The sequence below is a fragment of the Vibrio lamellibrachiae genome (assembly GCF_050337265.1).
Lineage (GTDB): Bacteria > Pseudomonadota > Gammaproteobacteria > Enterobacterales > Vibrionaceae > Vibrio > Vibrio kyushuensis.
Genome location: NZ_JAKJSU010000010.1, coordinates 273,402 through 297,407, shown reverse-complemented (window position 1 = coordinate 297,407; position 24,006 = coordinate 273,402). Strand labels below are relative to the sequence as shown.

The 24,006-nt window shown below is 37.6% G+C and carries 23 protein-coding genes and 2 pseudogenes; 12 read left to right on the top strand and 13 right to left on the bottom strand.

Going from position 1 to position 24,006, the window contains the following annotated elements:
* Positions 1-152, bottom strand: a 152-nt coding sequence (locus L4C54_RS18180) for a transposase (protein WP_428809270.1), incomplete at its 3' end; no start/stop codon positions are given.
* Between the two features lie 54 nt (positions 153-206).
* On the opposite strand from L4C54_RS18180, the pseudogene L4C54_RS18175 reads away from it, so the two are divergent.
* Positions 207-1,114, top strand: a pseudogene (locus tag L4C54_RS18175) (WavE lipopolysaccharide synthesis family protein).
* Positions 1,115-1,151: 37 nt separating this feature from the next.
* Here the strand turns inward: L4C54_RS18175 and L4C54_RS18170 are convergent.
* From L4C54_RS18170 to rfaD, 12 genes and pseudogenes are all read right to left on the bottom strand, one after another.
* The gene (locus L4C54_RS18170; RefSeq protein ID WP_428809258.1) at positions 1,152-2,072 is read right to left on the bottom strand and encodes a WavE lipopolysaccharide synthesis family protein; all 921 of its coding nucleotides are present in this window, start codon (positions 2,070-2,072) and stop codon (positions 1,152-1,154) included.
* Positions 2,073-2,075: 3 nt separating this feature from the next.
* Entirely contained in the window at positions 2,076-2,816 is a 741-nt protein-coding gene (locus L4C54_RS18165; RefSeq protein WP_428809257.1) for a glycosyltransferase family 2 protein, read from the bottom strand.
* A complete protein-coding gene (locus tag L4C54_RS18160; protein ID WP_428809256.1) occupies positions 2,813-4,399 on the bottom strand; it encodes a phosphotransferase in 1,587 nt (528 codons plus the stop codon). The genes L4C54_RS18165 and L4C54_RS18160 overlap by 4 nt, the downstream gene beginning before the upstream one ends.
* Positions 4,390-4,770 carry an HAD-IIIC family phosphatase gene (locus tag L4C54_RS18155; protein ID WP_428809255.1) on the bottom strand — a complete coding sequence of 127 codons (381 nt, stop codon included), beginning with the start codon at positions 4,768-4,770 and terminating at the stop codon, positions 4,390-4,392. The genes L4C54_RS18160 and L4C54_RS18155 overlap by 10 nt, the downstream gene beginning before the upstream one ends.
* Positions 4,770-6,047 carry a lipid IV(A) 3-deoxy-D-manno-octulosonic acid transferase gene (waaA, locus tag L4C54_RS18150; protein WP_428809254.1) on the bottom strand — a complete coding sequence of 426 codons (1,278 nt, stop codon included), beginning with the start codon at positions 6,045-6,047 and terminating at the stop codon, positions 4,770-4,772. The genes L4C54_RS18155 and waaA overlap by 1 nt, the downstream gene beginning before the upstream one ends.
* Positions 6,047-6,826 carry a glycosyltransferase family 32 protein gene (locus L4C54_RS18145; RefSeq protein WP_428809253.1) on the bottom strand — a complete coding sequence of 260 codons (780 nt, stop codon included), beginning with the start codon at positions 6,824-6,826 and terminating at the stop codon, positions 6,047-6,049. Before L4C54_RS18145 ends, waaA begins: the two co-directional genes overlap by 1 nt.
* Positions 6,827-6,840: 14 nt before the next feature.
* Entirely contained in the window at positions 6,841-7,869 is a 1,029-nt protein-coding gene (locus L4C54_RS18140; protein ID WP_428809252.1) for a glycosyltransferase family 9 protein, read from the bottom strand.
* 4 nt (positions 7,870-7,873) lie between these two features.
* On the bottom strand, positions 7,874-8,902 hold the full coding sequence (waaF, locus tag L4C54_RS18135; RefSeq protein ID WP_428809251.1) for a lipopolysaccharide heptosyltransferase II: 1,029 nt from the start codon (positions 8,900-8,902) through the stop codon (positions 7,874-7,876).
* On the bottom strand, positions 8,899-10,128 hold the full coding sequence (locus L4C54_RS18130) for an O-antigen ligase family protein (protein ID WP_428809250.1): 1,230 nt from the start codon (positions 10,126-10,128) through the stop codon (positions 8,899-8,901). Before L4C54_RS18130 ends, waaF begins: the two co-directional genes overlap by 4 nt.
* Positions 10,129-10,144: 16 nt before the next feature.
* Positions 10,145-10,704, bottom strand: a pseudogene (locus L4C54_RS18125) (acyltransferase).
* A 14-nt stretch (positions 10,705-10,718) separates the two neighbouring features.
* Positions 10,719-12,485: a bifunctional glycosyltransferase family 4 protein/polysaccharide deacetylase gene (locus L4C54_RS18120; RefSeq protein ID WP_428809249.1), complete on the bottom strand. Its 1,767-nt coding sequence runs from the start codon at positions 12,483-12,485 to the stop codon at positions 10,719-10,721.
* Between the two features lie 44 nt (positions 12,486-12,529).
* The gene (rfaD, locus tag L4C54_RS18115) at positions 12,530-13,474 is read right to left on the bottom strand and encodes an ADP-glyceromanno-heptose 6-epimerase (RefSeq protein WP_428809248.1); all 945 of its coding nucleotides are present in this window, start codon (positions 13,472-13,474) and stop codon (positions 12,530-12,532) included.
* 179 nt (positions 13,475-13,653) lie between these two features.
* Here rfaD and rfbB point away from each other — a divergent pair, with 179 nt between their 5' ends.
* Genes rfbB through L4C54_RS18060 form a run of 11 tightly spaced genes read left to right on the top strand, consistent with a single transcriptional unit; the run spans position 13,654 to position 24,002 of the window.
* Positions 13,654-14,700 carry a dTDP-glucose 4,6-dehydratase gene (gene rfbB / locus L4C54_RS18110; RefSeq protein WP_428809247.1) on the top strand — a complete coding sequence of 349 codons (1,047 nt, stop codon included), beginning with the start codon at positions 13,654-13,656 and terminating at the stop codon, positions 14,698-14,700.
* Between the two features lies 1 nt (position 14,701).
* A complete protein-coding gene (gene rfbA / locus L4C54_RS18105) occupies positions 14,702-15,574 on the top strand; it encodes a glucose-1-phosphate thymidylyltransferase RfbA (RefSeq protein WP_428809246.1) in 873 nt (290 codons plus the stop codon).
* Positions 15,571-15,969: a sugar 3,4-ketoisomerase gene (locus L4C54_RS18100; protein ID WP_428809245.1), complete on the top strand. Its 399-nt coding sequence runs from the start codon at positions 15,571-15,573 to the stop codon at positions 15,967-15,969. The genes rfbA and L4C54_RS18100 overlap by 4 nt, the downstream gene beginning before the upstream one ends.
* Positions 15,969-16,430 carry an acyltransferase gene (locus L4C54_RS18095; RefSeq protein ID WP_428809244.1) on the top strand — a complete coding sequence of 154 codons (462 nt, stop codon included), beginning with the start codon at positions 15,969-15,971 and terminating at the stop codon, positions 16,428-16,430. Before L4C54_RS18100 ends, L4C54_RS18095 begins: the two co-directional genes overlap by 1 nt.
* Before the next feature lie 3 nt (positions 16,431-16,433).
* Positions 16,434-17,537: a DegT/DnrJ/EryC1/StrS family aminotransferase gene (locus L4C54_RS18090; RefSeq protein ID WP_428809243.1), complete on the top strand. Its 1,104-nt coding sequence runs from the start codon at positions 16,434-16,436 to the stop codon at positions 17,535-17,537.
* Positions 17,527-18,765 carry an MATE family efflux transporter gene (locus L4C54_RS18085; protein ID WP_428809242.1) on the top strand — a complete coding sequence of 413 codons (1,239 nt, stop codon included), beginning with the start codon at positions 17,527-17,529 and terminating at the stop codon, positions 18,763-18,765. The genes L4C54_RS18090 and L4C54_RS18085 overlap by 11 nt, the downstream gene beginning before the upstream one ends.
* Complete coding sequence (locus L4C54_RS18080) at positions 18,737-19,924, top strand: glycosyltransferase (RefSeq protein WP_428809241.1); 1,188 nt, start codon at positions 18,737-18,739, stop codon at positions 19,922-19,924. Before L4C54_RS18085 ends, L4C54_RS18080 begins: the two co-directional genes overlap by 29 nt.
* Positions 19,914-20,771, top strand: a complete 858-nt coding sequence (locus tag L4C54_RS18075; RefSeq protein ID WP_428809240.1) for a DUF2334 domain-containing protein — start codon at positions 19,914-19,916, stop codon at positions 20,769-20,771. Before L4C54_RS18080 ends, L4C54_RS18075 begins: the two co-directional genes overlap by 11 nt.
* The gene (locus L4C54_RS18070; protein WP_428809239.1) at positions 20,768-21,835 is read left to right on the top strand and encodes a glycosyltransferase family protein; all 1,068 of its coding nucleotides are present in this window, start codon (positions 20,768-20,770) and stop codon (positions 21,833-21,835) included. Before L4C54_RS18075 ends, L4C54_RS18070 begins: the two co-directional genes overlap by 4 nt.
* Entirely contained in the window at positions 21,832-22,887 is a 1,056-nt protein-coding gene (locus L4C54_RS18065; RefSeq protein ID WP_428809238.1) for a glycosyltransferase, read from the top strand. The genes L4C54_RS18070 and L4C54_RS18065 overlap by 4 nt, the downstream gene beginning before the upstream one ends.
* Positions 22,884-24,002: a glycosyltransferase gene (locus L4C54_RS18060; protein ID WP_428809237.1), complete on the top strand. Its 1,119-nt coding sequence runs from the start codon at positions 22,884-22,886 to the stop codon at positions 24,000-24,002. Before L4C54_RS18065 ends, L4C54_RS18060 begins: the two co-directional genes overlap by 4 nt.
* Positions 24,003-24,006 lie beyond the last annotated feature (4 nt).

Genomic DNA, 24,006 nt, shown 5'->3' with positions numbered 1-24,006 from the left:
TCTTTTAGCTGTCGAACCCATTTATCCATGGTGGACTTACCCACATTCATGGCTTGAGCAGCTTCAGTAACTGAGTGATTTTGATCGAGGACTAGCTGTGCAGCCTCTAACTTAAATTCAGCGCTAAAAAGTCGTCTTGTTCGTTTCGTCATAGTGTCACCTGTTAACTTATGAGGTGATGATATCACCTCTAACTAGGTGGCCAAATTAACTATGCCACTACAATTGATACACTTAGAGATACTTTCCCATCTAGCCAAGTTATCGTTTCTACTTGGACAGGTGAAGAGGCGGATGATTTAGGTGCTGACTGTGTTGTTTACAGTGAAGATCCTGGTCCAACTATTTTTGTTTACAGTAAGAAAAATGATCCTGTACATGTGAATATCAATCGTCAGGTCGTTTCTACAGTTGAAGGTTTGCTAAGAGTAAAAACAAAGTACGCAGCAAAGCTTCGAGCTGATAATATTTTGCATAAAACAGAGATAATGTCTCTGTTTGAGCAATTCCCTAAAAGAGCCCCTCAGTATTCTGTTCTCAATAATCGATTAATATGCTCTAACTTTTTTGCAAAAGAGTTTGAGAAGGGGCTGCGCGTTCCTTATTTCTTTTCTGACTTTTTTCAGTTTGGTGAAACGGATGATTTATTGATGGTCTGGCAGTCAGAACTACATCAAGATTATCCATTCAATTCTAAGTTTAGTGGAAAGAAGCAGCATGAGGACTACCCTAACGATAGTGTAAATGTCGAGCAGCGGATATGGACTAATTTTATTAATAAGTTTGAACCAACACACTTAAATGATGAACATGGCTGTTGGGCTGAGCGCACTAAGTCATATAAGTATATGCTGAATAATCTAATGATTGTTGATGGTGATATTCTTGGACTTGAAGTACCTAAACGCCTTGAACAAAGCAATGGTTACCCATTTGATCTTTTTAGTTTCCAACGCTGGCGGTGGTTGTATGGAAAAGAGTTTGGAGAAGAAGCCTCTACATCTCTTATCTACAAAGTACACTGGTATTTCTCTGTGATAATAAAAGGGCTAAAAAAGGAATAAGGTTGAAATTAAGAAAAAGGCTAAACCGCTTACTGATTAAAGTAGATTAATCAGTAAGGGGAATCAATGATCAAGCTTTTTGATGTACTAGTTCTTTAATATGCAGAGTAATTTACCTATTGCAGAACGGTACGCTCGATAGATTCTTTTTCTATCCAGTGGCTTACTGATTTTTTTATTTAGATATAGCCAATCTTGTAGATCATACTCCAAAGCTAAGTTACCTCGTTTGTAGAACCTCTCCGTAACATCTAAACCTAATGATTCGGGGCTGTCAACAATAATATTATTAGCGATAAATCGATGCCAAAAACCAGTACCTAAACCAGCCTCCTCATTAGTTAAGTTATTAATCTTTAACTCTTTACCGACAAATGGAGAGAGCCAGTTTAGGCATAAAAACTGTTCTGTGGTTGCATATCTTGCTTTATAGCCAGATTTTAGTTCAAAATGAAGTTCCTGAATTAAGCGTGGAGACCAGATTTTTAGTAAGTCCTCAGTCAGTCCAAAATCGAACAGGTCACTTTTATGAAAATGAACGGTTCGACCATGATGTGAAGAGATAAAAAAAGCGCTACTTGTCATGGTTCGTTGCGTAAAGTACTTGTAGTCATTCTCTCTTGGCAACTCAGCATACTTCTGATACGTATCAACAAATTGGCGCCCTGAAACCTTGTTATCGGTCCTGATTTTAACCGCATATTGAGTTTTTACTTCTCTTAATCCCATATGAGCACTGACCATCTGGCGGTTATTATTCAGTGTAATTGCCTTACCGTCGTGATAAATCGTATTTGAACCAGGATCTTCTAACTCAATTAGGTGGTCATAGTCGAGTCCACCCAAAGGTTGACCTTGCCATGTAGACAAGATGATGAAAGATTCAGGAAAGTGGCTACGAATAGATTGTAAGCACTCCTGTGTAATTCCAACTATTTGATCGCGCTCTGATCTCGATTGAACAGGGCCTTGGACGACAAATGTGATCTGTTTGTCTCTAATCTTCATTGCTTAAACCGACGGCTTTAAAAAATCAGTGTACTCATCAGGCACGCCACAGAATATGACATTCTCACGTTCAATAAGATGATAGTGAACGTTCAAACCTTTCTCGATAAGTAGGTTATATAGAGGGGCAATATAGAGCTCCCCCTTTTCCCACTCCTCTTGCGGTTTTGCTAGGTACTGTTCGTATGCATCGAGGTAATCTTGCTTTTGATTGAAATGGTATAAACCCGTACTACAAAGATCGGAAATTGGGTTCTTCTCTGCGGTTTTCATCACCTGCGTTGAGTCTTCACGAATAGGCTTAGCAAAAGACCAGTTATCACCATTCCCTTTGAATACTTCAAGGTAAGCATCGCTATGAGCCGTTACCGAAGGTAAGACAAAATTAGGACGGAATGTATCAATGTTGAATACCGTAATTGCTCCGTTATAGCTGATACCTTGCTGCTCTAGTTGTTCTAAGCCGAGCGCGACTGTTTCTGCTTGTCCACGTGTGTCATCAGCCAGTATCGAAATGTGAAACTCTTGAATACCCATATATTGGGCTTTTTGCTTCACAAACTCTGGTGTATCAAACACATCCTTGACGATAAAGAGGAAAGGTTTAGAAGTAAAATAGGCTTTAAAACTGTTGATAGAGTGCTCAAATAGAGTTTCACCATGGGCTTCAAGCATGTACTTAGGTTGGGTATAGCCTGCTTTAAAGAAGCGAGAGCTCATCCCTGCCATTGGAATTACGATCATTGTTCAAGCCTTACTAAAATTTGGTGCAAACGGAATGCATTGGCGAAGAGAGCCTGTTGACGTTGAGGATCATCGGCATGTAGTGGTAGCATTGAAAGAAATAGCTGGATCTGCATAGCGTAGAGGTTTTGTGCGGATAATTTAAACTCGTCCTCTACTAGTTGAATAAAGCTCTGTTGGGTTTCTCTATACCGTCCTTCTTCTGCAATATCTAGCGTGATGCTATCGGCACGGATCTCGACTTGATAGTAACCGGCAATAATCCAATCATATAAACCAAGAACTGAGTGACTGAGTTTTGCAATGTCATAACGAAGATCACCATAAATGGTTTTTCTACCTTCAGGAGTCATCCCTCGGGGGTCGATAACTTTTATTTTTACAGCTCTGAAATCGTACAGAACATTGCTAAAACAGAAGTCACCATGTAGGACCGTATTCGCCTCTTCTTGCGTGGGCAGATGTTTCTGGCTATCGTTTAATACCGCTTCCAATGAGATTTTTTCTGAACTATTGAAGCTCCATTCTTGGGTAAGCGTTAATTGATGTGTTTTACAATACTCAGCGAGCCTTTGCTCTGTTTTTTTAGAAAACAACACATCAAGTGAATTAGCGAGTTTGCTTGGGGGCGCTTTGTGTTCTTTACAAAGTACAAGGAACTCAACGCAGCTGGCTAATATTTGTGTCCAAATATGGCTAGGAAGCTTAGAGAACACAAATAGCTCATTTAATGCCGTAAGGTGTAAATATTCCAAACGATAGGATATTTTTCCCTGTTCATCTTGGCAGCCTAAATATTGTGGAATATTGCCACGTAGCGCGAAAGGTAAATGCGCAAACCAGTTGGCTTCTGCGGCTATTTTATTGTTTTTAACACTCGATTTTTCAATCCACTTCGAGGTAATTGTCAGTTCATTAAAAGCACGCTGAGTAGTAAACTCTGCTTTAGAGCGATAGTAGGTATTCACATGTCCAAAGTCTAACCAGCCACCAGACTCGACAGCTGTTAAGCCGACTTCTTGATGGTAGCGGTTTAGGCCTTCAATAAAGTCCCACTCACTTTGGGTCACATTTTTGATCAGTGTACGAGGGTTGCTGAACTTGAAGTAGCCATCAATTATTTTTTGTGCACCACCTGACGATTGAGCTTTGTTATCTTTTAACCAGTGCGCGGTATCGTCAGTCAATACTGCCCAGTTATAGCTATCTTTAGCTTGAGATATACTGGCTATGTCTTCGCCTGTAGGGAGCTGCTTGTAGAGTGTATCACCGTACAGAATATGTAATGGTTGATCTAGGGAGTGACCACTGATGTTTAGTGCTGCGACAAGTGACGCGCCGAGGTTTAGACCGTCGGGTGTCGGGATAACAGTGACATGATGGCTGTTTAACCACGTTAAATCAATATTAGAGATATCAAATGATTCAGGTATCGATAAGTAGATATCCACACATTGAGGCGCTAACGCGACTTGGTGCTGAAAAAGGCGACGGTTACCTAGTGGCAGAAAGCTAGGTGGAATTTTGCCGAATTCTGACTCTAACTCTTGGCCTACATAGGCCCCTGACATGATCAGGAACATGGTTTTTCCTTATCAATGAGTTGATTGATCTCTTTTAAACTTAAATTAGCAAATTCAGAAGGTCGGATAGCTCTGTCATCAATGTAAAAGCCTTCATGTCCACACCAAGGTTTGCCAACGATGATTTCATCGTAAGGAACATCATGTTTATCCAGCCATTCAGTGATAATTGGCAAGGTATGGATATTGATTTTACCTACATTACCTTCGTAAGTTCGCATGTTACGTGCTGTTGCTATGACAATATCAAAGCCTTGATCTTTGTACTTTTTAAGCTGATTAATCACGTCAGTTTTAGGCAGTACATTGCGATAGTCTGAGGTGTTGGCTTGAGTTAGAGTGCCATCGAGATCAACAATCAATCTTTTCATTATAGAGGTTCTCTGTGTAGGTCTAGGTGCTTTAATGTTCTATTGAGTGCACCACGGCTTTCAGCAACGATTTGTTTCGCATATTGACCAAGTTGCTGCGCTTGCTCTCTCTCTGAAAATAGGAAGGAGATACGTTGGGCTATGTCATCAGCATTATGAACGACATGGCAAGCCTCAGCAGCACATAAGTTTTGGGTAATATCTCTGAAGTTATAATAACTTGGCCCTATAAGCATAGGTAACCCAAGTGCGGCAGGCTCTAGTAGGTTATGGCCGCCGACTTTTTTGCCAATAAGGCTTCCACCCATAAAGCAGGCATCGGAAGCCTTCATCAAAATGAGCATCTCACCCATAGTATCACCAATATAAACCTTTGTTTCTGAACTTACCACAGAGCGACCAGTACGTGTTGTCGTTATAAATTGTTGCTTTGCTAGTTCAGTAACAGATTGAAAACGTTCTGGATGGCGAGGTACTAAAATTAACAGAGCGTCAGGAGAGGAGTTCAAAATAGCTTGATGAGCCGAGAGTATAATCTCATCTTCACCAGAGTGTGTGCTTGCTGCAATCCACACAGGGCGCTTTGAGGTGATCTGTGAGCGTAGGGCATCACCTGCTTTTAATATATGTTCTTCAAGAGAGATATCAAATTTTATCGATCCCGTTACTTCTAGCTTATCTTCATCAACCCCTAGCTTTGCAAAGCGTTTTTTATCGTCTTCAAATTGGCAAAGCACCTGAGTGAGGTGGTTACCCATTGATTTAAATAGAGGTAGAACTCTTCTATAGCCATTATATGACTTGGCAGATAAGCGAGCATTGATCAAGTGGATGGGAATGCCTTGTTTAGCAACGACGGCGAGTAAATTAGGCCAAAGCTCAGTTTCAACAATCAACAGCATCTGAGGGTGAAATTGTTCGACGAAGCGCTTTACCACAAAAGGGAAATCCACGGGAGTGTATCTATGTATGACGAGTAGCCCAAGATTGGCAGCTTGCTCGGCGCCTGTAGAGGTTGTTGTGGACAATAAAATTGTCAGATTTGGATGAGTTTGCTTTATCGACTTGATTAAAGGGGTAATCGCGAGGACTTCACCAACAGAAGCTGCATGAATCCAGAGAGGTTTCTCTGTTATGGCTATTGTGGGAGAAAATCCAAAATATTCCTTCCATCGATTGCCAACAGAAGGTTTTCCAGGTTTTTTTTTGTATAATCCATAGAGTAACAAAGGTGCGATTAGAGTGAGCACCAATGTATAAATCCATCTTAGTAACATTACTTTTTAACCAAATCTTCCGGGTTAATATGAGTCCATTTTCCACGAGGTTTATCGATGTACTGAAAGTGCTCATTAGTAAATGCCCCTTGAATACAGACATATTTTCTATCTTCAGTACACACTGACTTACCCGCGAGTGCTTTGTTTAAAACTGTAGGACCCGTTGAGTGGTAAACCCCCATTGATGATACATAATTATCAATATTGTGTAGAACCTGGTCAATGGTCGCTTTAAGGTCTGGGTTATTAGGGGCCGATGCAATAAAGTAATTGGTAATTTCCGTGTTGTTGCTGACTTTAATGTATAGCTCAGTTTTCTCACCCAATAATGAGTCCAATGAACCGACAAGCGTTGCATCAATATCCATGTAAACGCCACCTTCTTTGTATAGTACAAAAAGGCGCCATAGATCGGCTTGAGCGGCACCATTGGTTAAGCGAGAGTAAGCATTATAAATTTCAGGTGATGCATGCTCTTCTAGGTACTCCCCACGAGCTTCTGTACTTACATAGCGATAATCACAGTTGAGCGACATTAAACGATTAAATAGATAATTCAAATAAACAGGCAGTGATGCTTTATCGGTGAAATTTGTTTGCCAGATAGTACGTGGTATAGAGTGTTCACCTGTAAGCTTAACTTTTGCTGGTGAGTGGGCAGGAATAGTAAATCTCAGCTTCGGAAAGATCCAATGAAATGGGTACGACAAAATCTTAAAGATGTTTCCCGTTAGTCGAATCAGCCGGTTAGTAATAAGTAATTTAACTTTGCTCATGATGAATTGTCCTATTATTGTATTCTGTTATTACTAAGTGCCGAATCGAGCGCTTTAGCGATTTGAGCGGTGGATGGTTTATCACCATTCGCATTCATCACTATAGAGTGTCTTTCATAAACTGGTGTATATCTAAACGGAACTGTGGAATAAAATATTCCCACAGTAGGGGTATGAGTGGAAATAGCTACGTTTCTTATACCTGTATCTGGTGCAATAACCAGTGTGGCTTTTGCGATAAACTCTATCAGTTCATCTAATGGTAGGCAGGGTTGGATGGAGACTTTTTCAGCATTAACAAGATCCTGAAGATATTCACCTTTTTCAAAGGCATTTTTTCCTTCAAGGAATATATGTTTTACATTTGCTTGTTGCTCAACGGCAGTCGCAATAACATCGTACATCTCGTCTTTAGAGAGGATCTTACTTAGTTGAGAAGCACCGTTGAAGTAGACTATATACGGTGATTCGCTTTCACAAATCAAGCGGTGATCTGGGTAGGCAAAATCTAATGGATAGTGAGGACTATGGCCAAGGATTTTAAGCATATCAAGCATACACTCTACTTCTGGTTGAAAATCAGAACGGAATACTGCAAGGTTATATAAGGTACCACAGAGCTGAGGTTTATATGGGAAGCCAACTTTTAGCTTAGATTTTGTCATTAAAGTCATCCAATAGGATCGGCTAGTACCCGCAACATCAAAGACAATATCTTGCTCTTCAAGTTGATTGTAGTCATCCCATTTTTCTTTCAACGACAGATTTTTGGCATCCTCTCTACCTTTCATAATGATCGTATTATCCGCAAGATCTGATGGTGTGCCATAAAGGTAATTTGAGACAGTAACAAGAGTGATCTTTGCATTAGGGAAGAACTTTCTCGTTTCCACCAAGAATGGACGAACAATAACTTGATCACCTAATGCGGCATGCCTAATGACTGCTATTTTATTAATTGTAGCTGGATCAAATTCGCTATTTATATATTGGCGAGCAGATTTAGATGCGTAAGCGCCACGCTCAAACCACAAATTTTGCATATTGTTATCCGGTAAAAGTTTTCAGTGCATTGATGACGGTATTTGGTACTAATTTAGTCAGACACTCTAAGTGGCCTAATGGGCACTCTCGCTTAAAGCATGGTCGACAATTAATGTTAGTGTGTACCATTTTTAGTTTCTCTGTTAGAGGTGGTGTATATTTGGGTGAACTTGACCCGTAAATAGCGACAATATTACAGCCAACAGATGCAGAAACGTGCATAAGGCCTGAGTCATTACTAATAACGGTATGACAGGCAGCAAGTAAATCTACAGCTTCAATAAGTGACGTGTTGCCGGCCAAGTTAACACACAATGCTTGATGCTCTAACGGCAGTGATTGTCGAATCTTCTCACATACCTCTCGGTCTTTAGCTGAGCCAAATAGCCAAATTTGAAAATGGTTCTCGATGGCATATTGTGCGACTTGTGCATAGTGTTGATCTGGCCATCGCTTCGCTGGCCCAAACTCGGCACCAGGGCAAAGTCCGATCACAGGAATCGGAGAGGTTAACCCCAACTTTTCTTTTGCTTTAGTCTGGTTATTTCTATCTACTGTTAACACAGGGCTTGGACATTTAGATAATATGACATCTTCGCGCATTGTTGTATTGGGAGATGCCAGTGCCACATAGCGTTCTACCATATATTGGAATGCACGCTTATCTTGCCTTAAATCGTTCAATAGGCCATATCTAAACTCACCTTTCCAACCTGTTCGAGTAGGTATACCAGCAAACCAAGGTACTAATGCTGATTTAGCTGAATTTGGTAAAATAAAGGCGTGAGTATAATGAGCTTGCTTTAATTTTTTACCTAAAGCTCTTCGGGCAAAAAGATTGAAATCGCCATGACCAAGAGGCATTTCGATCGCGGCAGATATTTGAGGCATACGTTCTAGAATAGGTTTACACCACGCTGGCGCAAGAACATCGATAGTGGCATCTGAGTATTGTTGTTTTAGTGTAATGTACAAACTTTGGGACATTACCATATCCCCCACCCATGATGGGCCAATGATAAGAATTTTCATGGATTATCACTGTTTGTTGATACTGGGTATTTTTCATGGCGAATAAAAGCTAAAAAAACTGCGAGCATAAAACCGTAAAAAGAGCCGATGAGATTTGCTTGCAAAGGGGCTTCAGTTATGCCAAATATCATAAACCCTGCAACGAATAAGCTTCCGGAATATCCAAATGTACTGCCTGTTTTGAGAAAGTGTTTAATGAAAATAACCAAAGGTACAATAAATATAAAGGTAATTGACAATAACCCCCAAACACCATTGCTAGCGATCATTTCAAAATATTGGCTATGAGCATGGCCTCGACCTACAGTAGTGACCCATTTGCTAACTACCCCTTTTTCAAAAAGCTTTTGATTTAGATTTTCTCTTTGATAGTAAGGTAGTCCTGTCATAGGCGCTTCACTAAAGGCGTGAGCTGCAGCATCCCATAGTTCAATTCGCACGCCGGCTGAGTATGCCTTTGAAATATCACCCTGCACAATTTGGGATACTTCATATAAGGTGAAGTTAACTCTATTTTTTATGCCACTTGATAAGTTCATGGCAGCGGCGCTACTTAGAATCAAACCCACTAAAAATAATACTATTTTTTTAAAGGAGATTTGTTTTCTATCTATAATAGCAGAAAATATGAGTAGTAATGGTGCTGCAAGAATAGCTCCCCTTGTAAGAGTCAATAGCGTTGCAATGAATGCTGCAACAGCAGCTAGATATAAAGCTACCTTCAAGTTACTTTTATGCGCTAAACCAAAGCATATAATAGTGAGGGAACACGCTAAGTATCCGAAATTAATGCTAAAAAGATACCCACCAACACGAGGCATTTCGAGGAAGAAATGCTGATAAATGGCAAAGATAAAAGTACCAATACTGCCAATGAATGCACCATATCGCATCATGTTCAATGCTTTTTCTTTATCTAATGCAATGTTTTGCCGAAAAAAAATATAAATTGGTAAGCACAGCAGTAACCGACCACCACCTTGGAAGTAACGCAATGTGCTTCCATCGGAGATGGCTACGGGAATAGCCCCTAAGAAGTAGCTAACAAAAACTGACACTATTACGTAGTCAAATGTATTAAGCTTAGTGATTCCATCTTTTTTCAAGCCAATGAATGAAAGCAGTAAAGTAATAACTATAACTCCAACACTGTAATTGTTAGTTACCAACAAGAGCGCAGGTACTAGAAATAGTGATAGATATAACATGTTGTTTTTTGTGTTCATGAGTTTCCGAGAAGTATTAGTAAGTGAGTTCATTTTCCCACTGAATGCTTGATTCAATAACTTTAGCCGGGTTACCAACTGCAACTACGTTTTGACTAATTGGTTTGGTTAGTGTTGAATTTATACCAATAATTGAATTGCTACCAACAGAAGCTTCTTTTAGGATGGTTACATTATCAACTAACCAGACATGACTATCAATATAGATATTTTTGGCAGGATTAACTCTTTTTCCATCTTTGATTATATTATGCCCATCGCTGGTCATGATTTTAACGTTTCGCGAAAACATACAGTTATTGCCAATGGTTAGTGTTGTTCCCTTTTCCCTGCAGGAGATAAAACAACTTTCACCAATAACGCACTCTTTGCCAATTTCAAGTGTACAGTTTTCTCCATCAACCTCTATGGTGAAACCTTTTAAGTTTGATCCGTTGTGTAAATTTAGCATATTCCCTTTACCGGTAATAAATACATCGCAATAACGAATACGCACTCCTTTACCCAGTTCGACGTGATTCGCGAGTTAATGCGAATTTTATTACGAATACGAGCAAGCATAGAAAAGTTAGACATAATCAACCCTTTGTCTATTTATTTTTGCGAAAAACGTAATTACCACGAACTTTCCGCCACAGCCCTATTACGCCGGTTTTGGGGAAAATAGCAATACGACGAATTTGAAACAAGTCTTGATGAAACCCAAGAGGACCACTGTTTGTAGCGACGGCATACTTATAGCCTAAATTTTCTGCAATAAGCTTTGAATCGCTATTTAAATCACCATAAGGGTATGCAAAAGATAACAACTTCTTATTAATAATGTTCTCCAATTGGAGTTTATTATTTTTAATTTCTTGTTCTTGCACTTCTAGAGATAACTGACTCAAAAAGGGGTGGGTTAAAGTATGTCCGCCAATCTCAATATGTTCTGAATCTGCCATAGCTTTAATTTGCTCAGTATTCATGAGAGGAAATGGCTTATCTGGATTTGTATCGACCTCAACATCCCAGCGGTTATAAGTTTCTCCAGTTACAGCATAAACCACAGCTTTGAAGTTATACTTTTTAAGTAGTGGTAGCATCAATTCATAGTTATCGACAAAGCCGTCATCAATGGTAAGCATGATATAGCGCTTGTTTGCCTTCATACGGGCTATCGGTGACTCTTTAGATAGATCCTCAAAAGTTAGACTCTCAAAGCCCATTTTTTTGAGTAGCTTAAGGTGTTTCTCAAACATATCAATGTCGATATAGGGGCCTCGAGTTCCTTTCTGGTCATCTTGATAAATAAATCGATGATACATAAGGATAGGCATCTCTTTATGAAGTTTATCGATAGTGACGTCTTGATAAATTTTTTCAATATGTGTTGTAGTAGCAGCTATGTCATAGTTTGAGAGTATTTTTTTAGTCACAGAAGGTGAGCAGTACTTCTGATCTATACCCCTATCGATCTCTGCTGCTATTTTGGTAAAATCAATATCTAGGATTTTGGGGCCAATATCTCCAAAGTTTGTTGCCATTGAGTAATCAACATTGCTTTCATCAATAACACCAATTGATATGGCTTCTCCAATTGCAAGCGTAGGGCGACCACATAGTAATGACTCCATTGCTACCCGACCAGCCCCAATGACTAAATCAGATTGATGCAGGGTGCCCGCAACGTCATTGGTATAACCAGGGAATGAGACAAGGGTATTGAATTTTTCAAAGCGCGGTTCCATCTCTGATCCAGTAATCACGCGAACATCATATTTAGTACTATCTATACATTCATCAAGTAGCCGATAACAGAGATCGCCTTTAGGGCCAGTTAAGCGTCCAATAATACTAATAATGGGTCTTTTGTTGCTTGGCGGATCGGCTGGAAAAAAGCAATCCGTTTCAATCCCGTTACGACTAATTTCAAGCATCGGGCTCGGAACATCAAGCTCGTCAATAAGTTGCTGTTCAATTGCCTCACAGACAGGCAGGGCTTTATCTCCCATGGCATGGAATCGTTTACGTGAAGCGTGTACCGGTTGACGACCATGAATGGTAGTGACCATTGGTGTGCCAGTTAACTTGCAGGCCACGTGGCAGCTCCAGCTTGATGCCCTAGAATGTGCATGCACTAACTGGATTTGATTCTTCTTAATCAAATATATGAGGTAAGCCACATGCCAAAAGCGTCGTGGAATACTTCGTTTGTTAAAGCGGAGCTTATAAAATGGCCCTTTGTGAGGTTTAGTTAAGGTATCGGACACGTAGTGAACATCATGTCCACGTTTAGTTAGTTCGTTACCTATTGTCGTTGCATAAACTTCTGCTCCAGTTATCTCTAACTGAGACAGGGCCATCATTATATTCATTTTACTGCTCGCAAGGGTGCATAGCTTGGATAGTCGATATTAAATCACTTTTTGTTAATAAGTGACATATATTCGGCAACACCTTCTGCAACGTTTTTAAACTTGTGATTACAGCCTGCTGCACGTAGCTTGGTTAAATCAGCCTGAGTAAACTCTTGATAAGCGCCTTTAAGGTGCTCGGGGAATGGAATAGTTTCCATGTTCCCTTTACCGTGATACTTAATTACGGCTTTGGCCACCTCTTCAAAAGATTCCGCATTGCCAGTTCCCAAGTTGAAGATACCGGATTGACCATTTTGTAAGAACTCTAGGTTGACGGAAGCTACGTCACCAACGTAGACAAAATCTCGTTTAAAGGTTTCACTACCAGAAAACAGTTTTGGGTTTTCGCCGGCGTTCATTTGATTGTTTAAATGAAATGCTACCGATGCCATTGAACCTTTGTGCTGCTCTCGAGGACCATAAACATTGAAGTAGCGGAAGCCTGTAATTTGGGACAGTGTCTCACCGTGAGCTTCAGCATCTTGCCATAAACGGCGTACGTAATTATCAAACTGTTGCTTAGAGTAACCGTAAACGTTAAGCGCACCTTCATATTGTTTTTCTTCAATGAAGGTGTCGGTTTCTCCATAAGTTGCAGCGGAAGAAGCATATAGGAATGGGATTTGGCGTTCTAGACAGTAGTGAAGAAGCTCTTTTGAGTACTCATAGTTATTGAGCATCATATACTTGCCATTCCATTCGGTTGTGGCCGAGCAAGCGCCTTCATGGAAAATTGCTTCAATTGGTCCGAAGTTTTCACCCGACATTATTTGAACAAGAAAATCATCACGGTCCATGTAATCAGTAATATCAAGATCAACTAGATTTTGAAACTTTTTACCGTTTTTAAGGTTATCGACAATTAAGATGTCACTAATGCCCTGCTTATTGAGTGCTTTGACAATGTTGCTGCCAATCATGCCAGCGCCGCCAGTTAATATGATCATATTATGTCTCTGAGAAAGTTATTCGATTATAAGCATACCATTTATAATTTCACGTTTCTCCTTGTTCCTTGTTCTGGATAACTCGGGTAGAATAGTTCTTCTAGAATAAATTTGAAGCATTATAGTCTATTGGGTCTTTTCCTAAGGGCGGTAGCGTTAATAATTAGTAAGGGTTACGCATGAAACTACTAGTAACGGGGGGAGCCGGCTTCATTGGCTCTGCCGTTGTACGTCATATTATTCAGGATACTGGTGACGAAGTCATTAATGTGGATAAACTTACTTATGCTGGTAATTTGGAGTCACTATCAGATATTTGCGATAATCAGCGTTATACATTTGAACGGGCAGATATTTGTGACTTAGCTAGGATTAAAGGTATTTTTGAGTTGTATCAGCCAGATGCTGTCATGCACCTAGCTGCTGAGTCTCATGTAGACCGCTCCATTGAAGGGCCTGCTGAATTTATAGAAACTAATATAATAGGTACATATAATCTACTCGAAGCGTCGCGTAATTATTGGAATGAGCTTGATGAAGAGCGCAGAGCATCCTTTCGTTTTCATCATATATCAACAGATGAGGTATATGGTGACTTAGAAAGTACTAATGATTTATTCACGGAAGAAACATCCTACACGCCATCGAGCCCATATTCAGCATCGAAAGCATCAAGTGATCATTTAGTTCGAGCGTGGCAGCGTACCTATGGGTTGCCGACAATAGTTACTAACTGTTCTAATAATTATGGACCTTATCATTTCCCAGAGAAACTAATCCCTTTAGTTATCTTAAACGCATTGGAGGGTAAGGCTTTACCTATATATGGTAAAGGAGATCAAGTTCGTGATTGGTTATATGTTGAAGATCATGCCCGTGCCTTATACAAGGTTGTAACCGAAGGTGAGGTTGGTGAAACCTATAATATTGGCGGCCATAACGAAAAACAAAATATTGAAGTGGTTGAAGCACTTTGTGATACTTTAAATGAGCTAGTACCTAAAGACTGCGATTATAAAGAATTAATCAAGTTTGTAACAGATAGACCCGGACATGATATGCGTTACGCTATCGATGCAAGTAAAATTGAGCAAAAACTCGGCTGGACACCAGTAGAAACATTTGAAACGGGTTTAAGAAAAACTGTGGAATGGTATTTATCTAATAGCGATTGGTGTAACCGAGTGCAAGATGGCTCTTATCAACGAGAGCGTTTAGGAGTTTGAGATGAAAGGTATTGTTTTAGCCGGAGGTTCGGGTACACGTTTATATCCGATTACTAAAGGGGTCTCTAAGCAGTTATTACCTGTTTATGACAAACCTATGATCTATTACCCTCTATCGGTGTTGATGCTTGCTGGTATTAAAGATATTTTAATTATTACAACGCTTGATGACATGGATGGATTCATTAGATTATTGGGTGATGGTAGTGATTTTGGTATCAACCTTAGTTATGAAGTACAAGAAAATCCGGACGGATTGGCACAAGCTTTCATTATTGGAGAAGAGTTTATTGGTGATGAATCTGTGTGCTTAGTATTAGGTGATAATCTATTTTGGGGGCAGGGTTTTTCTTCTATGTTACAGAAAGCAGCTGCTAAAAAAGATAGAGCAACTGTATTTGGTTATCAAGTGCAAGATCCCGAGCGATTTGGTGTGGTCGAATTTGATGAAAGTATGAAGGCCCTGTCAATAGAAGAAAAGCCCATCAACCCAAAATCAAGCTTTGCTGTAACTGGCTTGTACTTTTATGATAATAGCGTTGTGAACATAGCTAAAAAGGTAAAGCCATCCGATAGAGGTGAACTAGAAATTAGTTGTATTAATAATGCGTATTTAGAGCGAGGAACACTGGATGTTGAGCTGCTTGGTCGTGGGTTTGCATGGCTAGATACAGGAACTCACGAAACGCTACTCGATTCAGCTATGTTTGTGGAAACGATAGAGCGACGTCAAGGGTATAAAATTGCTTGTCTAGAAGAAATTGCCTTTAATAATGGCTGGTTAAGTGCTTTAGAAATAGACGTATTAGCAAAGCCGATGCTAAAAAATAGCTATGGCCGTTACTTAGCCGAACTTATTAAGGGAAAGGTGTGAGTTTAATAAATATTATTGACTTTAAGTCGTTGGGTGATGAACGTGGCGGCTTAGTTGCGCTCGAAGCAGGTAAGGATATTCCATTTGATATTAAACGGGTATATTACATATCAGGAACAGAGAAAGACGTAGCCAGAGGCTTCCACGCCCATAAAGAATTAAGACAAGTGGCGGTTTGTGTAGTAGGCCAATGTCGATTTATTATGGATGATGGAAGTGATAGACAAGAGATTATAATGAATTCTGCTGATAAAGGTATCTTGATAGATAAGATGCAATGGCATGAAATGGAAGCCTTCAGCAAGGATTGTGTGTTACTAGTAATGGCTAGTGATTATTATGACGAATCGGACTATATTCGAGACTATGAAAATTTTCTAGCGTTGACTATATAATGAATATCCATGATTTAAGTGATGTACAATCGGAAAAAATTGGTAATAATACTCGAATATGGCAGTACAGTGTAATTTTGCCTCGAGCTGTGATCGGCTCTGGATGCAATATTTGTGCCCATACTTTAGTAGAGAATGATGTTGTTATTGGCAACGATGTTACTGTCAAATCTGGTGTTTATATCTGGGATGGCATCATCATTGAAGACAATGTGTTTATTGGCCCATGTGTTGCGTTTACTAATGATAAAACCCCTCGCTCTAAGAAATATCCCGCGCAGTTTTTAAGAACAATTGTCAAGAAAGGGGCTTCACTTGGGGCAAATGCCACTATTTTGCCTGGTATCGTACTTGGAGAAAACTGTATGGTTGGTGCGGGTTCCGTTGTCACAAGAGATGTACCAGATAATGCGGTCGTAGTTGGTAACCCGGCAAGAATTATAAAGTATTTAGAGACGTAAATTATGATTCCTTTTTTAAACCTTAAAGAAATAAACACACAATATGCTGACGATTTGAAACAAGCTTGTTCTCGAGTAATCGATTCAGGTTGGTATATTATGGGCAAAGAGTTGGAAGCTTTTGAAAGCGAGTTTGCAGAATATTGTGGGACGAAGCATTGTGTTGGTGTTGCTAATGGATTAGATGCATTAACACTTACTTTAAGAGCTTGGAAAGAGCTAGGTAAATTACAAGATGGTGACGAGGTTATTGTTCAAGCCAATACATATATAGCCTCAATTCTTGCAATTACAGAAAATAATTTGAAACCTGTCTTAGTTGAACCGGATGAAATTTCTTTCAATCTTTCCCCTGAAATTGTGGAAAAAGCAATAACGCGAAGAACCAAAGTGATACTACCAGTGCATTTATATGGCCAAATATCACCAATGCCAAGGCTGATGGAATTAGCCCAAGAGTACGACTTGTTGGTGCTAGAAGATTGTGCACAATCACATGGTGCAGAAGCGGATGGAAAGAAAGCAGGTAGTTGGGGGCATGCAGGTGCTTTTAGCTTTTATCCAGGTAAAAATCTAGGCGCCCTTGGAGATGCTGGCTGTATTACAACGGATAATAGTGAGTTGTTAGAGGTTCTTATCGCTCTTAGAAATTATGGTTCTCATAAAAAATATGAGAACAAATATCTAGGAGTCAACTCTCGACTGGATGAAATTCAAGCAGCGCTGCTGCGAGTTAAATTGAAACATTTAGATGTTGAAACTAATCAACGAAAAGAAATAGCGAAAATATATTTAGACAAAATTTCTAATCCAGATATTATTTTACCAAAAATTGATGACGTTAATAGGCATGTTTGGCATTTATTTGTAATTCGTACTAAAAATAGAGAGAAGTTAAATAGGTATTTAGAAGAGAATGGTGTGCAAACTTTAGTTCATTACCCAATACCTCCACATAAACAAGATGCATATAAATATTTATTGCCTAGGACGCTGCCTATAACAGAAAGAATACATCAACAAGTCCTTAGCCTGCCAATTGGTCCTACATTGCATATAGAAAATGTTAATTATATTATTGAGTTAATTAACAAGTATGAAGACTAGTTTTTACTTAGTATTGATTCAATTAATTAATTTAGTTGTAGGTTTATTTACAGTATATTTAGTAGCAAAAAATGTAGAACCTAAGCTATACGCTATTGTAGGGATTAATGCGATAATATGTACGTTTATATCAGTATTTAGTTATTTTGGATTTGAGGCTCATGTTTCTCGTAAGGGACTAGCATGGATTGACAATGGTCAAAATAAAAAGCTAAGATTTTACATTAGCAACGCTATTTATTCTAGAGTTACTATTTCTGTTATTATATCACCTCTCTTATTATTATACTCTTACTACCTGTCTGTCGAAAAGTTTTCGGGTGAATTCTTTCCGTATTTTATTATTTTTTGTATAAGTGGGATATTTTATTCATTCAATAATGGTTGCGTACTAATTAAAAAAGGAATGAATCAATTTATTTCTGCTGCTGTAATTGTATTTATATCCTCAACTTTGGGGAAGTTACTAGCTATATGGTCATTTTTCCATTTTGGATTTACTACATTTATATTAATGATTTCGTTTACTCCAATAATTATCTCTTTTTACTTCATGTTTTGGATTAGAAAATACTTCTATTCATCATATATAAAAATTGAGTTTTATAAATACTATAAACAAAATAGGTATTTTACATTTAGAGGTTATGTATCGTACCTAAAACAACATGCAGATCAATTATTGTTTTCGATGCTGTTGGCGCCAGCCCTATTTGCGACATATAATCTAATGAAACGATTAGAAGATATTATAAGAGTAGTAATAGAGAATATTTTTGATCCTGCGTGTCAATCGCTAATATCTCACAGAGGGAATAGTGAGTATATAATAAAAAGGATCAAGAGTATAAATAGAATAAAAAATTTACTAATGGTGATTTCAGTTATATTATCAACTTTAACTATGTATAATGTTGACAGTATTATAATGATGGCTGGACTGGAGAAATATAAGCATCTAGATTTGGCTATATTTACGATCATTATCGGTCAATTTATATATTTATCTAGTAAGATAAAAGTTAATATATTGACATTGTTTTATCCTCCAATCGAAGGATTAAAATGCGATTCATACTCAGCTTTTTTCAGTATTATGGCTCTAATTTTTGCTTTTATGTTTCTAAACTCAGAAGCGGCACTTATGAGTAGGATCGTTATATATTCATCCATATTTATTTTTTGTTCGGTAAAGGTAAATGAAAAAAATCTCAATAGCAATGTATAGTACAGTGAAGGGTAGTGGTTGGAAAAGTGACCAGATATGCCTTCTAAAAGAGAATGGAAAAAATAAATTCAGTTACTTGAAATATGGAATAAAAAGAAGAAAGGAGAAAGAAGCTAAGAATGAAAAGCTCTCCTATATCCCGATGGTATTATCTTCACTGTATTACCGTATTGCAAATATCTTTGGAGCAAAGAAATATTACGGCTATATGTTAGGGGAGGAATTGTTTGGACTAATTTATAAAAACAAAATACTTGTAGACTCGTCTTCACTTGTTCTTTGTAAAGCCAGGCCAATATCGATTATAAACAAACTGACTAACTCGGATAAGAAAATAGTTTTAGAGTACTCGGAAATGCATCCTGAATTTATGGCACGTGTACTATTGGAAGAATATATAAAGTTTAATATATCAGTTAAAAATAGGTATATATTTACTGATGTAAAGGCTGTGAATGACTCTAAAATTGCAATTGAAAAAGCAGATAAAATAATAGTACTAAATAAAGAATCTAAAAATAGTTTTATCAATGAAGGTATTGATGATACTAAGCTCTGTGTACTGAACCTTCCAGCAAAAAGTAGACTAAATAACAATGCTAGAATAAAACTCTCGACTCATGGTGAGACTACATTTATTTCAACTGCATTTCATTCTTTTGTAAAAGGTACACATCGGCTATTATTAGCCTGGCGAGAGGCTAATATTACAGACTCTACATTGATGATAGTTGGTCCATTGAATAAGGATATACAACAGTTTATTAAAGATAATGGTCCTTTTAAAAGGGTGAAATATACGGGTCGAGTAGATATTAAAAGTCTATATTCAAGTCTAGTTCGCCCTGTAGGTATATCATTATCATACGCAGAAGGGTTTTCTAGATCCACATTAGAATATTTGGAGCATGGATTTCCTGTTATAGTAAGCAAAGTTTGCACTTTAGACACTATTAAAAACGAAGTTCAAGGATTTATAGTTGATACTAATGATAATACGAAGATTGTTGAAACATTAAGGTTAATGGCGAAGGATCGGAATCTATATTCTGAGCTAGTTAGTAACATACAATCAGGGCACTGTATGAATCTCCTAACTGACGAGGAGTATGTTGAAGGCTTAGAACAAATATTCGATGAGGTCATTAATGAAAATTAATATTAGAGACGATGATATGAATTTTTTCACTAAGCCTTCAGAGTTAAAAAATTCATATGATGAATTGTTAGGGAGTATACCTATAACATTTGCCACAGTGCCATTTATAACACAAAATTTCTTCAATATGTTAACATACTCAGGCTCAAGAGATGAAACATTAATAAAAATGCGTGAACATGAGGGAGTTATGGATAGTAATCAGTTAGGTGATTACTACCAAAATTACCCGATAGGCAGAAATCTCGAATTGATAAAGTTAATTGATGCCCTTGGGAGCAATGCAGAAATTGCGCTTCATGGGAATGAACATAGGTTTTATCAGCATGGTGCTGAATTCAAATCAAAATATATACATAAAGAAAAAATAAGAGATGGTAAAAGCTATCTGGAAGCGGTTTTCAAAAGAAATATACGTTTATTTGTTCCTCCAAGTAATATGATAAATTTTTATCATCTAAAAAACATGAAGGATAATGATCTTTCATTACTTACTTCAGCCTCTATTTATTGTGATGGGCCATGTGATCGAATGAAAGTATTGTATGGGAAGGTGATATCTAGTAATTATGTTCTGAATAAGATAAATAAAAACCCGACAACTAGATACAGCGTAGGTGGTGTAGAGGTAGTCACATCTAAAACATTTAAATTGCATGATACTGCTGAAGGTTTTTATGAAAATGCAATTCGTTTCCTTGGTGATAATGGGTTTATTAGTATTGCAACACATTATATACCGCTAAATACTGACGCTAGGTATAAAAGAGAGTTTCATAAGTTTATTAATTTGTTGGTTTCCCGCCATGCAAGTATTACTTTCAATAGAGCTGGCGATTTATTATGAAAATATTATTAGTCGGTGATTTCAGTGGCTTTCACTTGGCATTAAGTGAAGGGCTTAAAGAACTTGGGCATCAAGTAATGTTAGTGTCGAGTGGTGATGGGTGGAAGAACATTGATTCAGATTTATCTATCAATAGTCGCTCGACCTCCGTATTAGTAAATAAGCTGGAGCGAAACTTAAAGCCTTTTCTAAATCTTAATAAAATGTCTGGTTATGACATTGTGCAGTTTGTTAATGTAAAACCATTAAGTTGTTCTTTATTCACCAATTATATACTCGCTAAATTTCTAAAAAAAATAAATGGAAAATTGGTACTTTCTGCTTGTGGATCTGATTCATATTATTGGACAAGCGGTCGAGAACATCTAGAATACTCGCCACATAAAGATGTTCTGAAATATGATGAAGGAAATGGATATTGGTTAGATAAGCGTGCTATTGATATTAATAACAAGATGGTATCATTATCAGATGGAATAATACCTGTTATGTTTGAGTATGAACATGCGTATCGTAATGAAAAAAAGCTATTACCCGTTATACCTCTGCCAGTAAATCTTACCAGGATTAAATATCTACCAAATGTAGCTAGAGAAAAGATAAAATTCTACCATGGAATAAATCGTATAGGGTTCAAGGGAACTAAATATATAGAACAAGCATTTAAACGATTAGGGCTAGACTACTCGGATAGAGCTTCTTTTAATATAAAAGGAAGAATGCCATATAATGAGTATTTAAATTATATCAAGAGTGTGAATGTAATAGTCGATCAGACCTCATCATATTCTTGTGGAATGAATGGACTTTTATCTATGGCTTCAGGTAAAGTAGTATTCAGTGGCGCTGAAAAAGAGTCCTTAAAATCGTTAGGAATAAGCGAATCCCCTATAGTTAATATTAGACCATGTGAAGAATATATATACTCAATTACGTCTGACTTTATAAACTCTAATCCTAATATTGAGGAGCGTGGCTACCAATCGCGTGATTTTGTCGAAAAAAACCATTCGCATATCGATATTGCAGAAAAATATGTAAGACAGTGGCTGGGCTTATTATGAAAATAATGTTTGTAGTACCAAGCTTAAGAAAAGGTGGGGCTGAGAGGGTGGTGGTCAAATTGAGTAACCACCTCAACAGTATTGGTCATGATTGCATAATTTTACTTTTTCAGAATGAGATAAGTTATCAGACAACTGCACGAGTTATATCTTTGGAGTCCCCAAGCAGTACAGGTTTGTTTTCAAAAGTCATAAACGTCTTTAAAAGAGTTAGTGGTCTAAGAAGAGTATTTAGGATGGAGAATCCAGATAGGATATTCTCATTTACAGAAACTTGCAATATCCCTTCTATTCTTTCTGGAGAGAAACTTCATATCTCCGTTCGGAACTTCCCTGGTTATAAACTTACTAGAGCTCAGAAAATATCTATATTCTTCTTGTATCGATTTAGAAACGTTAAATCTATTGTTTCTGTGTCAAAAAAAATTGGAGAGACTCTAAAGAATGATTACTTTCTAAATAATGTCAAAATAATCGAAAATCCTATAGTAGAGATGGTTAGTGATACGGATACATTTATCGAATCAGACTTCTCAAATGGGGGCTATTGGTTGGCTGTTGGCCGATTGGACCATCAAAAAGGTTTTGATCTACTTATAAAAGCCTATAGTGAATCTGAATTAGCAAAAACTTTTCCACTTGTGATAATTGGCTCTGGAAAGTTAAAAGACAGCTTGATTAAGCTATCAAAGGAGCTTTGTGTTGATAGTCAAGTTTTCTTTTTAGGTGAAAAAGAAGATGTAGAGAATTGGTATGAAAATTGTTTTTCATTCGTGCTCTCATCGAGGTTCGAGGGCTTTCCGAATGTATTAGTTGAAGCTTTGTCATTTGGTGTCCCGTGCATAGCTACTCGATGTAAATCAGGTCCAGACGAAATTATTAATGAAGGGAAAAATGGCTTGTTATCGGATTTAAGTAAGAATGGCCTAAGGTCGAGTATGGAAAAATTAGTGCTAAACCCAGGCCTAAGAAGAGAGATTGCTTCCAACGCTAAGTCGTCAGTGTCAAAGTTCGAAATAGATACGGTTTCCAAAAAGTGGCTTGGTTTATGAAAGTTTACAATTTTTTAATTAATAATCTTTCTGGAGGTGGCGCAGAAAGAGTATTAACTAATATATGCACGAATTTCTCAAAACAGTCGAAAGTAAGAGTGTTTTTACTAGATGATAATATTTTCTATGAACTGCCTAATGAAGTAGAGGTTATATTATTATCAAAAACAGGAGTGAAGTGGATAGATATTTTAATTTCACCATTCATCCTAACCTACTATTCTTATAAGTTTGATATAAAGATATTACAAAGTCATTTGTTTATATCTAATTATGTTAATTCGTTATCTAAAGTTTTCGGCGCACGTCATCAGGTTCAGATGGTTCATTGTGTTTCTTTTAGTTCAAAGTTTAAAAAACTGAGTCTATCTAAAGTAGCACATCTGTTACTCATGAAAATATTGTATGGACAAGCCAATCTTCATATATTCAAATCTGAAGATATGAACGATGACTATACTAGTTTTTTGGATATACCAGAAGATAAATGTAAAGTGATTTATAACCCAGTAAATATTGAAAATATTAGAAGGGATATTCGTCTATATTTACATAGTTATCCTATTGGATTTAATATATTGATTGTAGGTCGATTTCATGCGACAAAGCGCCAGTATGAAATTTTGGAACTATTAGAGTATTTACCTGATGATGTGAACCTTCACTTTTTAGGTGATGGGCCTTTATTGGAGCATTGTAAGACTTTTTCGAAAACGTTAAACGGAAGCGATAGAGTTCATTTCTATGGGTCAGTGGATAACCCGTTTGGTTTTATGGCTTCTGCTGATATTGTGCTATCTAATTCAGTGGCAGAAGGCTTCCCTAATACGTTGGTAGAAGCTTTGGCTTGTGGAGCATGTTGTATTCATGCTGACTGTTTGTCGGGACCTAGAGAAATACTTAATAGAGAAAAGGGTAGTGTATATAATAAATTCTATAAATCAGAATTTGGGATATTATTTGATCAAACTAGTGAAGCTATGTTAGCCTCTATTAATGTTATATATAGTGACGAAGAGCTTAAAAGAAAATACCAGGAAGCTGCGTTAACTCGAGCCCTAGATTTCGATTACTCTGCTGCCATTAGAAATTACAAGCATTGTTTTGAAAAATAACGGA

Bases quoted from the DNA above. Each gene is read 5' to 3' on its own strand.
- L4C54_RS18170 (WP_428809258.1), bottom strand. From the start codon at position 2,072: ATGAAGATTAGAGACAAACAGATCACATTTGTCGTCCAAGGCCCTGTT.
- L4C54_RS18165 (WP_428809257.1), bottom strand. From the start codon at position 2,816: ATGATCGTAATTCCAATGGCAGGGATGAGCTCTCGCTTCTTTAAAGCA.
- L4C54_RS18160 (WP_428809256.1), bottom strand. From the start codon at position 4,399: ATGTTCCTGATCATGTCAGGGGCCTATGTAGGCCAAGAGTTAGAGTCA.
- L4C54_RS18155 (WP_428809255.1), bottom strand. From the start codon at position 4,770: ATGAAAAGATTGATTGTTGATCTCGATGGCACTCTAACTCAAGCCAAC.
- waaA (WP_428809254.1), bottom strand. From the start codon at position 6,047: ATGTTACTAAGATGGATTTATACATTGGTGCTCACTCTAATCGCACCT.
- L4C54_RS18145 (WP_428809253.1), bottom strand. From the start codon at position 6,826: ATGAGCAAAGTTAAATTACTTATTACTAACCGGCTGATTCGACTAACG.
- L4C54_RS18140 (WP_428809252.1), bottom strand. From the start codon at position 7,869: ATGCAAAATTTGTGGTTTGAGCGTGGCGCTTACGCATCTAAATCTGCT.
- waaF (WP_428809251.1), bottom strand. From the start codon at position 8,902: ATGAAAATTCTTATCATTGGCCCATCATGGGTGGGGGATATGGTAATG.
- L4C54_RS18130 (WP_428809250.1), bottom strand. From the start codon at position 10,128: ATGAACACAAAAAACAACATGTTATATCTATCACTATTTCTAGTACCT.
- L4C54_RS18120 (WP_428809249.1), bottom strand. From the start codon at position 12,485: ATGAATATAATGATGGCCCTGTCTCAGTTAGAGATAACTGGAGCAGAA.
- rfaD (WP_428809248.1), bottom strand. From the start codon at position 13,474: ATGATCATATTAACTGGCGGCGCTGGCATGATTGGCAGCAACATTGTC.
- rfbB (WP_428809247.1), top strand. From the start codon at position 13,654: ATGAAACTACTAGTAACGGGGGGAGCCGGCTTCATTGGCTCTGCCGTT.
- rfbA (WP_428809246.1), top strand. From the start codon at position 14,702: ATGAAAGGTATTGTTTTAGCCGGAGGTTCGGGTACACGTTTATATCCG.
- L4C54_RS18095 (WP_428809244.1), top strand. From the start codon at position 15,969: ATGAATATCCATGATTTAAGTGATGTACAATCGGAAAAAATTGGTAAT.
- L4C54_RS18090 (WP_428809243.1), top strand. From the start codon at position 16,434: ATGATTCCTTTTTTAAACCTTAAAGAAATAAACACACAATATGCTGAC.
- L4C54_RS18085 (WP_428809242.1), top strand. From the start codon at position 17,527: ATGAAGACTAGTTTTTACTTAGTATTGATTCAATTAATTAATTTAGTT.
- L4C54_RS18080 (WP_428809241.1), top strand. From the start codon at position 18,737: ATGAAAAAAATCTCAATAGCAATGTATAGTACAGTGAAGGGTAGTGGT.
- L4C54_RS18075 (WP_428809240.1), top strand. From the start codon at position 19,914: ATGAAAATTAATATTAGAGACGATGATATGAATTTTTTCACTAAGCCT.
- L4C54_RS18070 (WP_428809239.1), top strand. From the start codon at position 20,768: ATGAAAATATTATTAGTCGGTGATTTCAGTGGCTTTCACTTGGCATTA.
- L4C54_RS18065 (WP_428809238.1), top strand. From the start codon at position 21,832: ATGAAAATAATGTTTGTAGTACCAAGCTTAAGAAAAGGTGGGGCTGAG.
- L4C54_RS18060 (WP_428809237.1), top strand. From the start codon at position 22,884: ATGAAAGTTTACAATTTTTTAATTAATAATCTTTCTGGAGGTGGCGCA.